Source organism: Pseudoalteromonas sp. MMG033 (assembly GCF_057197785.1).
Genome location: NZ_CM170070.1, coordinates 2,638,178 through 2,651,562 on the forward strand (window position 1 = coordinate 2,638,178; position 13,385 = coordinate 2,651,562).

Consider the following 13,385-nt stretch of genomic DNA (forward strand, 5'->3'; position numbering starts at 1 on the left):
TGTTAAGTTTTAAACTGACTCATCGCTGATTTTAAGTTAGCCGCCATGCTACTTAACTGATGCGCATCTTCTTGTGTGGCCTCGGCAGAACCTAATGTGTGTTCAGCGAGGTCACTGATTTCACTGGACTCTGAAAGTGCCTGTTGCGTCGCTTGCGTTTGCTGTTGTACAAGCTCTCGGATCACATGCCCCTGTTGATCTATATCACTCATACTTTGCTCTGCAGCACTGAGAATTTGATTGGTCTCATTGGCTGCAGTGACACCTCGCTCCATCTTTTCAACGCTACTTAGCATTTTTTGTTGGGTATCGTTGGACGCGTTTTGTAGTGATTTGATGATTGTATGGATCTCTTCTGTTTGTTGCTGAGTCCGCTTGGCAAGAGTACGCACTTCATCTGCTACAACGGCAAACCCCCGCCCTTGCTCGCCAGCTCGTGCAGCTTCAATGGCTGCATTGAGCGCCAACAAGTTGGTCTGCTCGGCAATTTCGCTGATCCCTAAACTGACTTTACTGATGTTTTGGCTGTCTTGCGCCAATTTATCGAGTGCCTGTCGACTTTCTTCAAACTCGTTTTGTAACACAGTCATATGCTGTGCTAATTCAGTGGTATTTAAGCTACCTTGTTTGACTTGGTCTGCCGCGGCGCTGGCGAGTTCTGTGGCGTGTTGCGCTGAGGTTTCAACCGAGTCAGCTGCGTTCGCCATGTCTGATAATGCAGTGTGGATCCCTGAAATCTTAATTTGCTGCTGAGCGACATCATGGCGCGTATCCTGGCTAATGTGACTGAGTTTGTCCGTGGCATGATGTAAATCGCTGGTGGTATTGTGCACATCTCCTAGCAACTCAGTGAATGCATCTAAAACTCGGTTATATTGCCCCACAATATCATTAAGCTCATCATTGCCCTGTGACATGGCGCGAGAACGTAAATCACCTTGTGCGGCTTTTTGCGCGGAGCTTGAAAACTCTGAGATCGTATCAACGACCGCAAAATAAAAGCCGAGCATGAGGTAAAGTGCAACCGCCAAGCTGATAATCGAAGCAGTCGCGACCAAATTACGAATTGTTTGTTCGCGTTCAAGCTTTTCTTGCAGCATCGCTTTAAGCGTGGGTAGGGCTGCTTCCACTAAGTTTTGCGTTTTTCGCTGAACATCACGATGAGCTGTTGAAAAAGCACTGGCGGTTAACTCAATGTCATCAGGGTCGAGTAACTTGGTTTTAATCGCTCTTTGGTAGTTGTCGAGCGCTGAGTTGAGCGCGTTAATTTGGGTCGATAGCTGCTGTTTTACGAATGGACTTTCTATGGCAGCTACTTCAAGTTTGTCGAGGAGCTGTGATTTGACAATGGGGAGCGCTTTATTGAGGTTAGACAGCGCAATAAAGGAGTCTGGCGTAAATCTGCCACGGTTGATAATACCATTTGCTTGCTCGGCAATATCATTGATTTGATAGACCACTTTGGGTAATGACTCAACCAATGAGCGGTTTAAGTAAGAGCGACTTAAATCGTTATCAATGGCTAGCTTTGATGCGATAGACACCTGTTCTAAAGGGGTATTAGAGGCTTGAGTGTTGACTGAAAAGCCGCTTTGAGCGAGTAGCCTTTGATTGCCTTTTTGTCTGTCATTAATGATGTTTTCTAGCAGCTTAGGATATAAATTAAGTCCTTCTTGTTGCTGCTGGCTCACTTTTATTGAATGAGTGAGCGTGGAGTTTAGAAAAAACAGACTTAATGCCAGTGGTAAGAGTAAGATACCAAATACAAGGCTAATTTTAGTTTTGTACTTAAGTTGTGCCATGAATGAAATGGCGGGGCTACATAGTGATCTGAGTCCTGTCATAATTTAAGTCTTTGTTATTGAATCACGTGATAGAGACCTTATTAAGACAAAGAATAGTTCAAAGGAACAGAAAATATTTTTCTAGATGAAAAAAAGCCAGTTTAAGGGGCTGGTGAGTGGTTAATAAGCCTTCTATGTTCAAGTAACTGTAGCGGGTTTTAAAACATAAAACGCCTGATAAATACTATCAGGCGTTTGGTGTCATTATAAAAGAGGCAAATGATTCGGTGTAATTAATTACCCTGATTCATTTGCGTTAATTTATCGCCAATCGGTTTAGAGAAGTTATAACCATCATACTTATCCCAATTGATAGACCAGGTCATCACGCCACCGAACTTAGGATAGTTAAATGCCGGTTTAATCGTGCCGCAACTTAAGCCTTTTGTTAGACAATCTAACGCTGCAATGATATTTGCGGTTGGCGCTTGTCCTGAGTTTGCTGATTTTGGACCTGATGGTAAACCAATCGCAACTTGGTCGTCTCTCAGTGGTGCGAAACGCGTACCATCGGCTAAATCAAACCCTTCAATAAGCATTTTAGCGTGAGCAACCATCATATTCACAGAGCCTTCAGGTGCACTACCTGGCTCATATGGATTAGGTAGTCCGCCGTTATTGTATAGCTGGACATGGAGTAAATCTAACGTGTCTCTTAGCGCATCAATAAGGGGAATATAAGCACCCCAAATGCCGGTGTAAGCAATCATTCCGCCATGAACATAAGGGTGCTCAGGAGCCATGGTGAGAACCATATTCCCGCCCATATTCTGTTCAATTTGCTTGAGTGCTCTAGGTAAACGCGCTTGTATCTGTGAACCATGTACTAAATTTGAGCCACTCTCCAAGTCAATATCTAGTCCGTCAAATCCCCACTCTTGAATGATGTTGGTGAGGCTTGAAACAAACTTTGCTTCGTCAGCATCCGTGTTGAGCGTGATTGTACCTTCTGCGCCACCTAAGCTTAAAACAAATACTTTGCCTTGAGCTTGCAGTGCCTTCATATCAGCTTTGAATTGCACAGGATCAATCGGTGGACAGTTTGAACGTATGTCTTTTTCAAATGGTTTGAAGTGTACCGTACCATCTGAATTACGGTCATTTTCTGCAAAAGCGATATCAATGATGTCCCATGCAGGCGACATTTGTGCCAATGGGATGGGGCAGCCAGCTGGATTGACAAAGTTGTGCCAATAACCAATGAGCTTATGTGTTTTACCTATTGGCTTGTCAATGACAGAGATGCTTGTCCCTGAGCTTGTTGCTTGATTGCCAGCACTGTCTTTGGCAACGGCTGTCAGAGTTTGATTACCGAGGACTGAGGCTGTATAAGTCCAAGTGTATGGTGATGTCGTGTCGCTACCGAGCAGCGTACCATTGGCGTAAAAATCTACACTGCTAATGGTGCCGGTGAGAGCTTGCGCTTGGGCACTCATATTTATTGTATCGCCAATAACATATTGGGTGCCCGCAGTGGGTGAAGTTAAGTCAATAACAACAGGTTTGTCTGTAATGTTTACTTGGATCTGCTGGGTAGCGATATTTCCTTCATTATCGGTGGCATTGGCAGATAACGTGGCGGCACCCAGTGTCGAAGGCTGCCAATTGACCGTGGCTGTACCGCTTGTAAAGCTACCTAGTAAGGTTTGACCGGCGTAGACATCTAATTGTGCTACCGTGCCATCTGCATCACTTGCTGTCACTGAGACTTCTGTGGCTTGCCCTTGCAATAAAGTACTATTTGGCTGTGGGGAAATAAAGCGTATTTCAGGTGCGATGGCGCAAATGCCTAAATCACTCCACGCATCAGCCCAATGTTGCCCGACACCAGGCTCGTATGCCCACTGAGCATTTGAGCTACACCAGCCACTGACGTCACAGCGATATTTTCTATTGTTATGAGAGACAAGTTCACCATTTTGATAGGCTTGCCCTGCCTGATAGGACTTGAGACCTGCACACCCACCCTGCGAGGCAGAAGCGACCTTAACGTTAACCGTGGTATCACTGGTTGCATTGTTGTTGTCGGTGGCTGAGATTTTAATTTGTACTTGACCTGTTGTGTCACTAACCCAGTCATAAGCGATATTGCCATTGGCAAATGTAGCAATCTCTGTACTATTGACTGATATTGACGCGCTAGCAATCGAGCCATCGGTATCGCTTGCCGTGGCTGTGATACGTACAACATCACCCAGCGTGAACTGAGCATTATTATTAGGTGAGCTCAGTTCAATGACTGGCGGCGTATTATTACTAGCATCTTTGACTTCTATATTCGCGGAGCTTGTTTGGCTAATCGCTCCTTGATCATCGGTTGCGACTGCGGATACGACATGCGGACCCAACTGTGCGACCCAGTTAATTTGATAGGGCGCTTGATTGTCAAAGCCCACTGAAACATCATCGATAAAAAATTCGACTTGCCCAACCGCGCCATCAGCATCGGATGCATTTGCTGACAAGACAACGCTGTCATTTTGCTTAAAAACACTTCCTTGAGCAGGGGTTAATAGGGTTACTTCTGGGTTTTGGTTGCCACCGCAAACCCCTAAATTTTTCCAAACTCGATAGTCCCCAGAATTCAGTTGAGGATCTTCATTTTGGCTATACCATCTGGCTTCAAACGCGCTATTTAAGTGCTTGATCTGATCTCCAGCACGATAGACTTCAGACGCTTGCCAAGTGGCTAAACCAGTACAATTTGCAGCTAGGGTTTGCATGCTAGATAGCAGCAGCACGCTACTACCGAGCAAATAGCTCATATTGCTTTTTCTCATTGTTTTTCTCCTTACATGTTGTATGTTTTGTGAACAAAACGTATCCAGCATAGAGCTATGTTAAGGGTTAATCAATGGCTTTTTTCTTTTGACGATGTACGCAAACCAAGTGAGTCAGTGGCACATGCCACTGACTGTCTTCAAGTTCAGTCGAACTTTGCTGCACTTGATTTAATAGTGACAACACGCTGAGGGAATGGGATTTCGATTTGGGCATCCTTGATGCCTTGGTAAATCGCTAAATTAACGTTGAGTTTGTTTTCAATCAGAGAAATTGTTGGTGTCCAATAGCGATAGCTGATGGTAACAGCACTGTCAGCAAAGCCTTCAATGCCCACTTGTGGCGCGGGATCTGTTGCCACTCCTTCGTAATTGCTGAGGATATTCTCGATCACCGAAATGGCGGCGTCGGCTGAGGCGCTATAAGCGATACCAATTTGACCTTCGACATGTGAATAGTTGAATGAGTTGTGCAGCACTTCACCAATAATATGTTTATTTGGTACGGTGATTTCGACTTTCTGTTCATTGATTAAAATAGTATGACCAAGCTCAATCGATTTAACTTGCCCGCTGACGCCCTTAATGGAGATTGTATCTCCCACAACAAAGGGGCGTGTTGCGATGAGCGCAAGTCCAGCACCATAATTTGATAACATGCCTTGTACTGCTAAGCCTGCACCAAGTGAAGCCGCACCTATTGCAGCAACAAACGGCGTGACGCTAATGCCAATTTTACCTAAGGCAATAATGATGAACATGGTCACCACAATGACCTTGACGACGTTAGCGACAAAGTTTGTTAAGGTGATGTCGATATCATGTCGTGCCATCAACGTATGCGTTGTACCGGCCAACTTTTTGGCAAGCCATAAACCAAAAATTAATATCAAAATAGCCGCAAGTAATTGCATACTGTAGGTGAGCAAGTAAGTGCGGATCATATCGTAGTACTTTTCAAACTGGGCGATTTCTTGCTCTATCAAGCGTTGCTCCTTGATCAATAATGTGAGTTAACTAAATGCTTAAGTGATTGAGTATAGTAAATAATACAGGAACCCAAAACGCACTGATAAGTGCGCTTAAAATCATGGCTGCTGATGCAAATGCCCCAGCTAAAGGGTGATGTTCCATCGCGGCGGCTGTCCCAATAGCATGGCAGCTTACACCCAATGCAATACCTTTGGCCTGTGGTTGAGTGATTTTGAGTCGTGTTAGGATATATATACCGAATACACCACCAAACACACCGATTAAAATGACCATAGCTGCAGCGACACTTGGCAGCCCACCCAAAGATTCTGTGATCAGTAGGGTGATAGGGGTGGTCACAGACAGTGCCATCATGGTGCTCATCAATACGTCGTTTGCATTGAAAAGTGTACACAGCGTATACGCGATGACCGTTGAACACGAAATCCCCGCGAAGGTACACACGAGCAACAGCATGAAAACGGGTTTAATATAGGCATATTGCTGATAGAGCGGAAAAGCAAGCGCGACGACCGCGGGTTCTAAGAACCAGTCAATTGGCATACTCGCTTGAAAGTAATTGTCGTAACTGACCCCAGAAATGAGCAGTAACACACTAATCAATGCAATACAGATTAAGACTGGGTTTAATAGTGGGCTGGGCCAAGTAAGGTGTATTTTTCTCGCTATCATGAAAAGTAAAATTGTAAATAAACAAACAAGCATACTAATCACGGTACCTTCCTTTTGATGCCAGCTTACCAACAAGGATCAATACTAAACAGGGTAATAGCGTGAGCAGCAGGACTATTAAAAGTAAGTTGTCCGTTATTGTGTTTAAATCACTGATAAATCCAACACCGACGGGAATAAAAAATAGTGGCAAGTATTTAATTAAGAATTGGCTGGTATGTGCGAGTCTCTGTGGCTTGATAATACGCCAATGCAGCAAAATAAAGAGCATCACTAGCCCCACTAAAGGCGCTGGAATATTCAGAGTAGTGAGTGCGACGAGCAGTTTGGCACTGTATAGGCAAACCACGATACAGAGCATAGATAAAAAAGCGTTAAATAGTTGCACGGCGTTTTATTGACAAGTTAATGAGAATGCGGCGGTTACTTCCATCTTGAGCGCTTCTGATAAGGTTGCGTGTCATTCTCTTTTACACCATTTTTCATGGCGATACGAGTGTTTTTTGAACATAACAATTTAATTTGATACCAGGTTTCTAGCCACAATAACTTACGTGAGGGTTGTTGATAGGCTTGGTTATAAAGTAGCTTGACCGCTGCGAGCGCATCGGGAGAGTGTTGGCGTAGCGCATCGACTTGTTGCTCAACATACTTTTTCGGTTCATCAGTGATAGTTGTGATCAGGCCTAGTTCTTGTGCACGTTGTGTGTCTATACGCTCAGCGTTCATAGCAAGGAGCAAAGCATGATCTTGGCGTATATAGGATGGGAGAATGACACTTGTGCCCATATCTGGGCAAAGCCCCCACCTTGATTCCATAATGGCAACTTGGGTATTTGATGTAGCTATTCTAAAGTCAGCACCGAGTGCAATATGTAGTCCTCCTCCTAGACAATTACCCTGTAAAATTGCATATACTGGAATAGGCAATGTTCGCCAGCCAAGCACAACACGCTGTACTAAATTTTGATTGCCTGGGAGTATTTTGGCTAAAAGCTTTATGATTTGACTAGGGCGCTTAGTCACACTTTTGACATCGAGCCCAGCACAAAAGTGCTCACCTTCACCCTGAAGCACAGCCGCTCTAATGTTATGGTTTGAGCGAATTATTTTTATGATTTTATCCAGCTGCTTAAACATGTCAAAAGACAGCGCGTTTTGTTTTTGTGGACGCTGTAATGTGACCCAAGCAATGTCATTAGCTATTTTTAATTGCACCATATAGGCTCCCGATATTTTATTATTTTTCTTTTAAGTTAAGGCTAGAGTAAAAGAACTAATACTGCTAGTAAATGTGGTTTTTTAGGCGCAGGTAAAGAGACTAATAGCATATAAATGTAATTCAGTTGAGATTATGCTAGTTCACGCTGTTATTTGGCGTTAAATTTATTCATTACACCCTATCTGTGTAGAAAAAAAATAGATGACTTTGGTATGATTAATTGGCTTATTTTAGTTAGGGGTGAGGATATGAGTGCAAGACTGAGCAGTATTGAAGAAGTAACACATCAGGCATATGATATTTTTCTTGAATTGGCGCCGGATAACTTAACTCAAGAAGACATTGACCTGTTCAATGAGCATCGTGAAGAGTTTGGCTTTATAGAAGAGGCTGATGTTGACGATAGCTGGCATGCTGTTGTTGCCTTTGAGCAAGAGGCAGAAAAAGCGCATTTTGTTCAAGTCACGATAGGCATAGAATTTGAGGATGGTGATGAAGTGTTTGCTAAGGTGCTGATCAGTAGAGACTTAGATGCACCGTTTTGTCATGTTGTCTGGAAGCAATCGTAAAGAGTTAGTTGTGTAGTGAACAGTGTGAAGTTACTCCCTTTTATTTTCGCGTTTTGCAGTATGCAGGCATATGCCGTCGATCCATTTGAAGACTTTCATGAATATGGTGAGCTATCCGAAGAAGAGATCCATGAATTACATGAAGGGGAATTTTTGTATGGAGATGTGGAGTTCGGCTATATTGCCAATAGTGGCAATACCAAAAACTCCTCATTCAAGTTAAATGGTAACCTTTATCAAGATTTTAGATACTGGCGCAATCAATTTAAAATAGACAGTCATTACGCTGATGAAACCGATACTGAGACGGGTATTGAAGATGAAACCGCATCAAGATATTTTGTTTCGGCGCAAACCAGCTATAAATTTGGTATCGATAATGAGTCTTTCTTTTTATATGGGGACTACGAGGTTGATGAGTTTAATGGCAGGGAGTATACCAGTACCTTTGTTGTTGGTTATGGTAACCGTTTATTCGAAGGGCGTAAAAACACTGTAGACTTTAATCTGGGACCAGGTATTTTAGTTTACCGTGTTGATGATGAAACAGAGTTAATGCCTCACGAGAAAAGGACCGAAAAAGGTTATCTTTTACGTGCTTCTTTGCAGTGGGAGAGAAATATTTCTAAGCGAACTCGTTTTAATCAAGACTTTAGTTACGAGCGATCAGTTTCTGGCCTAGGCCATCGAAGTTTCTCTGAAACGTCTCTAATTAGCCAAGTGATTGAAGGGTTATCACTTAAGGTTTCTTATACATATCGGTATAATTCAGACCCTGAAGAAGATAAAAGTAAAGTGGACACCGAGTTTGGGGTGACCTTTGTATACGGTTTTGATTGAGGCAATATGTATCAAAAAACACAGCTCGCATGGGCAATTTGGGGTATTTTAGCTTGGCTAGGTATTTTTGTTGTAATTGGATTAGTTTTGCTCGGCGCAAATGTTGGTGTTATCGCATTTGGTGTGATCTTATTGCTCGTGGCTGTCGCATTCTATGGCTTAACCATTAAGGTTGATGCGCAAAATCAACAACTGAGCTGGTGGTTTGGGCCAAAAGTCGCGAAAAAAACGGTTTCATTTGATGATATCGAGAAAGTACGTGCGGTCACTAACTCTTTTAGGCATGGGATTGGAATACGTATTTCTCATGACGGCTGGGTTTATAGTGTGTCAGGTTTTAAAGCGATAGAGGTGAGCATGGCTGATGGCACCAAATACCGATTAGGGACATCAGATCAAGCTGGTTTACTTGCTGCAATGAAAGATAAAGTAAAGCAAGAAGAAAGCGCCGAATAGGCGCTTTTTTTAATGGTCGTGACCACAGCCGCCAGCACCATGCACATGCCCATGTGCTAGCTCATCGGCGGTTGCTTCACGTACATCTAGTATTTCTACGTCAAAATGCAGTGTAAGACCTGAAAGTGGGTGGTTGCCATCGACGATGACTTCATCGTCTTCAACACCTATGACGATAACTGCTTGTTCACCTTCATCTGTTGTTGCACGGAATTGCATGCCAACTTCAACATCAATTCCTTCAAACATACTTTTAGGAACTGCTTGGGTTAAATTGTCGTTGCGCTCACCGTAACCTTCTTCAGGTTTCACAGTCACACTAATTTTGTCACCAGCTTGCTTATCGATGAGTGCATTTTCTAAGCCTTCAATCAAAAAGCCTGTACCAATGATAAATTCAAGAGGCTCTTCGTCAAACGTATTGTCAATGGTGTTTTGGTCATCATCCAAAACAGCATAATGCATTTTTACCACTGCATTTTGAGCAATTTTCATAGTATTTCCGTTAATTATCTTCTATAGAGTAAGGCAATGCCTTGATGTTTAGCGATACTGAGTCGTTGTCTTTAGGTCTCAATATTGCTGAATCTTCTAAGTCGTTTGGTAAGACTGCGAGTGCATAATATGTTTTAGTTTTAGAGTCATATGCTTGATGAATGACTTTACCTGCCCTACGCCAGTTATTTTCTTCTAATTGCATTTCTAGATCTGTGGCGTCAAGTTGTGCGTCAGATTGACCTTGAACAATGAACATAGCACGCTTATTTTTGCCCAAATAACGCATTCGCGCTACTGTCTCTTGACCAGTATAGCAGCCCTTCTTAAAGCTGATACCATTTAACGCTTGCAGGTTGACCATCTGTGGAACGAACTCATCGATACCACGCTCGCCTAATTGTGGCTCTCCTGCCAAAATATCACGAATTTGAAAGGCACTTGCATCTTGCTCTATGTTGAACAACTCAGGTAAAGATTCAATTTTATCAAAAATGAGTACAAGACTATTATCATCTAGTTTTAGCGCTTTACCTGACGCAAATTGACATGCGTTGTTATCTGCTTCGAATTCTAAGTTAAGGGCCTGAGATACTTCATCATACGCATCTGCTAGAACACCGAAGCACAGATGTTCAGTTAACTTGATATCCACTTTGGCAAATACACCATACTTACCTAGCTCACGACAGGCTACCTCGGCTTCAGGTTCTGAGCCTAGCAAGCAAAAAGCATCGTCAAGACGAAAGACGCGCAGTGCTGCCCATAACTTACCTTTCGGGCTGCAGTGACCTGTCCATAAAAAATTATTTTCTTGGACGAGGTTAATATCTTGGGTAACCTGTCCGTGTAGGTAACTAAGTTTGTCTTGTCCGGATACTGAGAGTAAGCGAAGAGGGAGTTTGTATACAGTGGCCATCAAGCTGATCCTGAGTAAATAGTTTAGATAATGTTACCTGATAAATGGGTGCTGAGATAGGCAAAAGCAAGATCAAATGACAATAATTCTTAATAATGATTATGGGTTGTACAGTGCAGTTGATTTTGCGCTGATGCAATAGAAGTACGAACTCATTTTCCTGATCGGTGAGTATCGGTTATACTGCCTCTCGAGATGTTTATGTGCAAAATAAGAGGTAGTTGAGCAATATGGAGCAATTGTATCCAAAACCCCGCATTAAGTGGGCTTGTCGCCGTGGCATGTTAGAGTTAGATGTATTGCTTGAGCCGTTTGTTGACGAAGCTTATGATCAGTTAAGTGATGCGGACAAACTTGTCTTTCAACGCTTATTAGAGGTCGAAGACCCAGATTTGTTTGCATGGTTTATGGGCCATGAAAAGTGTCCTCACCCTGACTTAGAAAAGATGGTGAAATTTATCCTTGATAGAGTCCGCGTTTAGTATCTCTTTTCAAAACAATATTCTGGACCACAAGATCATTGTGGTCTGCTTCATTTCATTGGCTTTCATTCTTTTTCTTATCTTTCCCTCAATATGGTGGTCTATCAGTGCGCTTTGCTACGCTGGGTATTTATTTGCATTAAAGCACACCGCTAAAATCATGCCAGTCTCGGGTGATTTGCTGTTAATTGAACAGGATGCTTGGGTACAGCTTTCAGACAATGAGGTCATTTTTGAAGGGGTAATAAGACATGCGCAAAAATATGCGTCGATAATTACTTTTGAGCTCTATAGTGATTGCGGGGAAAAGTGCAGGCTGATGTTTATTGACAATGCAATGGACCCTGACAGTTGGTGTCACTTAAGTCGCATTGCATTGCAAGCGCGATAAACTAGGGCTTTAAGATTGTTGGCTCTGGTTTATCATGCTGTTCAGGGAAGTCCAAAGTATAATGAAGACCGCGGCTTTCTGTTCGGGCTAGTGCGCTACGAATAATTAGCTCTGCAACTTGCACGAGATTACGCAGCTCCAGCAGGTTATTGCTGACACGGAAATTAGCGTAATACTCGTGAATTTCTTGCTGTAGTAGCTCTACGCGCCTTAGTGCACGCTCCAGCCTTTTTGTTGAGCGCACGATACCGACATAGTCCCACATAAACAGTCTGAGTTCATGCCAGTTATGGGTAATAACGACTTCTTCGTCAGAATCACTTACTTGACTCTCATCCCAAGGGGACAAAGGTTTAACCTCAGGCTGCGAGTCTATATTTGCAAGAATGTCTTGTGCTGCGGCGTGAGCAAATACAATACACTCAAGTAAAGAGTTACTGGCCATGCGGTTTGCACCATGTAAACCGGTATAAGCAACCTCACCGATTGCATATAAATTTCCAATATCTGTTTTACCATTGAAATCCGTCATGACACCACCGCAAGTATAATGTGCCGCTGGTACGACAGGAATGGGTTCTTTGGTAATATCCAGACCGACGCTCAAACACTTAGCGTAAATGGTTGGAAAATGCTCGATAATGAAATCTTTGTTTTTATGAGAAATATCTAAGTAAACGCAGTTTGCACCTAAACGTTTCATTTCATAATCAATTGCACGCGCGACGACATCCCTGGGTGCCAGCTCTTCTCGTTCATCGAAATCAGGCATAAAACGTGTGCCATCTGGGCGTTTTAAATGTGCGCCTTCACCACGCATGGCTTCGGTGATAAGAAAGTTTTGCAATTCAGGATGATACAAACTGGTGGGGTGGAATTGATTAAATTCCATATTGGCAACTTTACAGCCAGCACGCCAAGCCATGGCGATACCATCACCACTTGAAACGTCTGGGTTTGAAGTGTAAAGATAGACCTTGCTCGCACCACCTGTTGCCAAAGCAACGTATTTGGCAGCGATAGACTCAACACAGTTATGCTTTCGATTATAGACGTATAGACCGTTTACTTGTTTATCATCAGTAGTCTTATCTGTGATGAGGTCAATGGCGTTGTATTGCTCTAATACAGTTATATTGTTGTGTTCAAGTACACGCTCGACCAACGTAGTTTGCACGGCTTTACCTGTGGCATCGGCTGCATGTAAAATTCGTCTGTGACTATGCCCACCCTCTCGAGTCAAGTGATAGCGTTCTTTTCCTTTACTATCAAATTCCATATCAAATGGCACGCCTTGCTCTATTAGCCATTTCAGACATTTCTTGGCATTTGATGCAGTGTAATGAACAGCTTCTCTGTCACATAAGCCACCGCCTGCTTTGAGCGTATCTTCCACATGAGACTCAATGCTGTCGTTCTTTTTATCAAATACTGCAGCGATACCGCCTTGGGCGTATAATGTTGACCCTTCCTTTAAATCCCCTTTACTAATGACAGTAACTTGGCAGTGATTTGCCAAAGAAAGGGCAAGGCTGAGTCCGGCGGCGCCGCTACCGACAATAATTACATCTGTCTGATGCTGCATTTTTTTCTTCATGTTAGTGGTTCTTAGCTTTTAAAGTTTTGTTACAACTACAAAGATAGCGTCTATCATATATCAATACAGGACGCGGGTGCGAAATAAAAATTGTAGCTGGGTCACGTCTGAGACGAAGTAATACG

Annotated in this window: 14 protein-coding genes; 5 read left to right on the forward strand and 9 right to left on the reverse strand. The window is 43.0% G+C overall.

Going from position 1 to position 13,385, the window contains the following annotated elements; all coding sequences use genetic code 11:
• Positions 1-2 precede the first annotated feature (2 nt).
• The 6 genes from AC2CZC_RS11500 to AC2CZC_RS11525 form a co-directional block, all read right to left on the reverse strand.
• The gene (locus AC2CZC_RS11500) at positions 3-1,844 is read right to left on the reverse strand and encodes a methyl-accepting chemotaxis protein (protein ID WP_484581884.1); all 1,842 of its coding nucleotides are present in this window, start codon (positions 1,842-1,844) and stop codon (positions 3-5) included.
• A 233-nt stretch (positions 1,845-2,077) separates the two neighbouring features.
• The gene (locus AC2CZC_RS11505; RefSeq protein ID WP_484581885.1) at positions 2,078-4,624 is read right to left on the reverse strand and encodes an Ig-like domain-containing protein; all 2,547 of its coding nucleotides are present in this window, start codon (positions 4,622-4,624) and stop codon (positions 2,078-2,080) included.
• Positions 4,625-4,770: 146 nt separating this feature from the next.
• Positions 4,771-5,610 (reverse strand): mechanosensitive ion channel family protein, encoded by an 840-nt coding sequence (locus AC2CZC_RS11510; RefSeq protein WP_484581886.1) that lies wholly within the window; start codon positions 5,608-5,610, stop codon positions 4,771-4,773.
• A 31-nt stretch (positions 5,611-5,641) separates the two neighbouring features.
• Entirely contained in the window at positions 5,642-6,322 is a 681-nt protein-coding gene (locus AC2CZC_RS11515; protein WP_484584882.1) for an LrgB family protein, read from the reverse strand.
• Between the two features lies 1 nt (position 6,323).
• Entirely contained in the window at positions 6,324-6,677 is a 354-nt protein-coding gene (locus tag AC2CZC_RS11520) for a CidA/LrgA family protein (protein WP_484581887.1), read from the reverse strand.
• A 35-nt stretch (positions 6,678-6,712) separates the two neighbouring features.
• Positions 6,713-7,510 carry a crotonase/enoyl-CoA hydratase family protein gene (locus tag AC2CZC_RS11525; protein ID WP_484581888.1) on the reverse strand — a complete coding sequence of 266 codons (798 nt, stop codon included), beginning with the start codon at positions 7,508-7,510 and terminating at the stop codon, positions 6,713-6,715.
• Between the two features lie 249 nt (positions 7,511-7,759).
• Between AC2CZC_RS11525 and AC2CZC_RS11530 the strand changes: the two genes are divergently transcribed.
• Genes AC2CZC_RS11530 through AC2CZC_RS11540 form a run of 3 tightly spaced genes read left to right on the forward strand, consistent with a single transcriptional unit; the run spans position 7,760 to position 9,376 of the window.
• A complete protein-coding gene (locus tag AC2CZC_RS11530; RefSeq protein WP_484581889.1) occupies positions 7,760-8,080 on the forward strand; it encodes a DUF440 family protein in 321 nt (106 codons plus the stop codon).
• 60 nt (positions 8,081-8,140) lie between these two features.
• A complete protein-coding gene (locus AC2CZC_RS11535; RefSeq protein ID WP_484584883.1) occupies positions 8,141-8,920 on the forward strand; it encodes a DUF481 domain-containing protein in 780 nt (259 codons plus the stop codon).
• A 6-nt stretch (positions 8,921-8,926) separates the two neighbouring features.
• Positions 8,927-9,376 carry a hypothetical protein gene (locus AC2CZC_RS11540; protein WP_484581890.1) on the forward strand — a complete coding sequence of 150 codons (450 nt, stop codon included), beginning with the start codon at positions 8,927-8,929 and terminating at the stop codon, positions 9,374-9,376.
• A 9-nt stretch (positions 9,377-9,385) separates the two neighbouring features.
• Here the strand turns inward: AC2CZC_RS11540 and AC2CZC_RS11545 are convergent, their stop codons facing one another.
• The gene (locus tag AC2CZC_RS11545) at positions 9,386-9,871 is read right to left on the reverse strand and encodes an FKBP-type peptidyl-prolyl cis-trans isomerase (RefSeq protein ID WP_063360690.1); all 486 of its coding nucleotides are present in this window, start codon (positions 9,869-9,871) and stop codon (positions 9,386-9,388) included.
• A gap of 10 nt (positions 9,872-9,881) precedes the next feature.
• Positions 9,882-10,790 carry a CAF17-like 4Fe-4S cluster assembly/insertion protein YgfZ gene (gene ygfZ / locus AC2CZC_RS11550; protein ID WP_484581891.1) on the reverse strand — a complete coding sequence of 303 codons (909 nt, stop codon included), beginning with the start codon at positions 10,788-10,790 and terminating at the stop codon, positions 9,882-9,884.
• A gap of 230 nt (positions 10,791-11,020) precedes the next feature.
• Between ygfZ and AC2CZC_RS11555 the strand changes: the two genes are divergently transcribed.
• Complete coding sequence (locus AC2CZC_RS11555) at positions 11,021-11,272, forward strand: FAD assembly factor SdhE (RefSeq protein WP_484581892.1); 252 nt, start codon at positions 11,021-11,023, stop codon at positions 11,270-11,272.
• Complete coding sequence (locus AC2CZC_RS11560) at positions 11,253-11,663, forward strand: hypothetical protein (protein ID WP_484581893.1); 411 nt, start codon at positions 11,253-11,255, stop codon at positions 11,661-11,663. The genes AC2CZC_RS11555 and AC2CZC_RS11560 overlap by 20 nt, the downstream gene beginning before the upstream one ends.
• A gap of 1 nt (position 11,664) precedes the next feature.
• On the opposite strand, the gene nadB is transcribed toward AC2CZC_RS11560, so the two are convergent.
• Positions 11,665-13,260 (reverse strand): L-aspartate oxidase, encoded by a 1,596-nt coding sequence (gene nadB, locus AC2CZC_RS11565; protein ID WP_484581894.1) that lies wholly within the window; start codon positions 13,258-13,260, stop codon positions 11,665-11,667.
• Between the last annotated feature and the right edge of the window lie 125 nt (positions 13,261-13,385).

What these genes read in the sequence shown, in the direction of transcription:
- nadB (WP_484581894.1), bottom strand. Translation starts at nt 13,260, where the DNA reads ATGAAGAAAAAAATGCAGCATCAGACAGATGTAATTATTGTCGGTAGC.
- AC2CZC_RS11555 (WP_484581892.1), top strand. Translation starts at nt 11,021, where the DNA reads ATGGAGCAATTGTATCCAAAACCCCGCATTAAGTGGGCTTGTCGCCGT.
- AC2CZC_RS11545 (WP_063360690.1), bottom strand. Translation starts at nt 9,871, where the DNA reads ATGAAAATTGCTCAAAATGCAGTGGTAAAAATGCATTATGCTGTTTTG.
- ygfZ (WP_484581891.1), bottom strand. Translation starts at nt 10,790, where the DNA reads ATGGCCACTGTATACAAACTCCCTCTTCGCTTACTCTCAGTATCCGGA.
- AC2CZC_RS11530 (WP_484581889.1), top strand. Translation starts at nt 7,760, where the DNA reads ATGAGTGCAAGACTGAGCAGTATTGAAGAAGTAACACATCAGGCATAT.
- AC2CZC_RS11525 (WP_484581888.1), bottom strand. Translation starts at nt 7,510, where the DNA reads ATGGTGCAATTAAAAATAGCTAATGACATTGCTTGGGTCACATTACAG.
- AC2CZC_RS11500 (WP_484581884.1), bottom strand. Translation starts at nt 1,844, where the DNA reads ATGACAGGACTCAGATCACTATGTAGCCCCGCCATTTCATTCATGGCA.
- AC2CZC_RS11540 (WP_484581890.1), top strand. Translation starts at nt 8,927, where the DNA reads ATGTATCAAAAAACACAGCTCGCATGGGCAATTTGGGGTATTTTAGCT.
- AC2CZC_RS11535 (WP_484584883.1), top strand. Translation starts at nt 8,141, where the DNA reads ATGCAGGCATATGCCGTCGATCCATTTGAAGACTTTCATGAATATGGT.
- AC2CZC_RS11505 (WP_484581885.1), bottom strand. Translation starts at nt 4,624, where the DNA reads ATGAGAAAAAGCAATATGAGCTATTTGCTCGGTAGTAGCGTGCTGCTG.
- AC2CZC_RS11515 (WP_484584882.1), bottom strand. Translation starts at nt 6,322, where the DNA reads ATGCTTGTTTGTTTATTTACAATTTTACTTTTCATGATAGCGAGAAAA.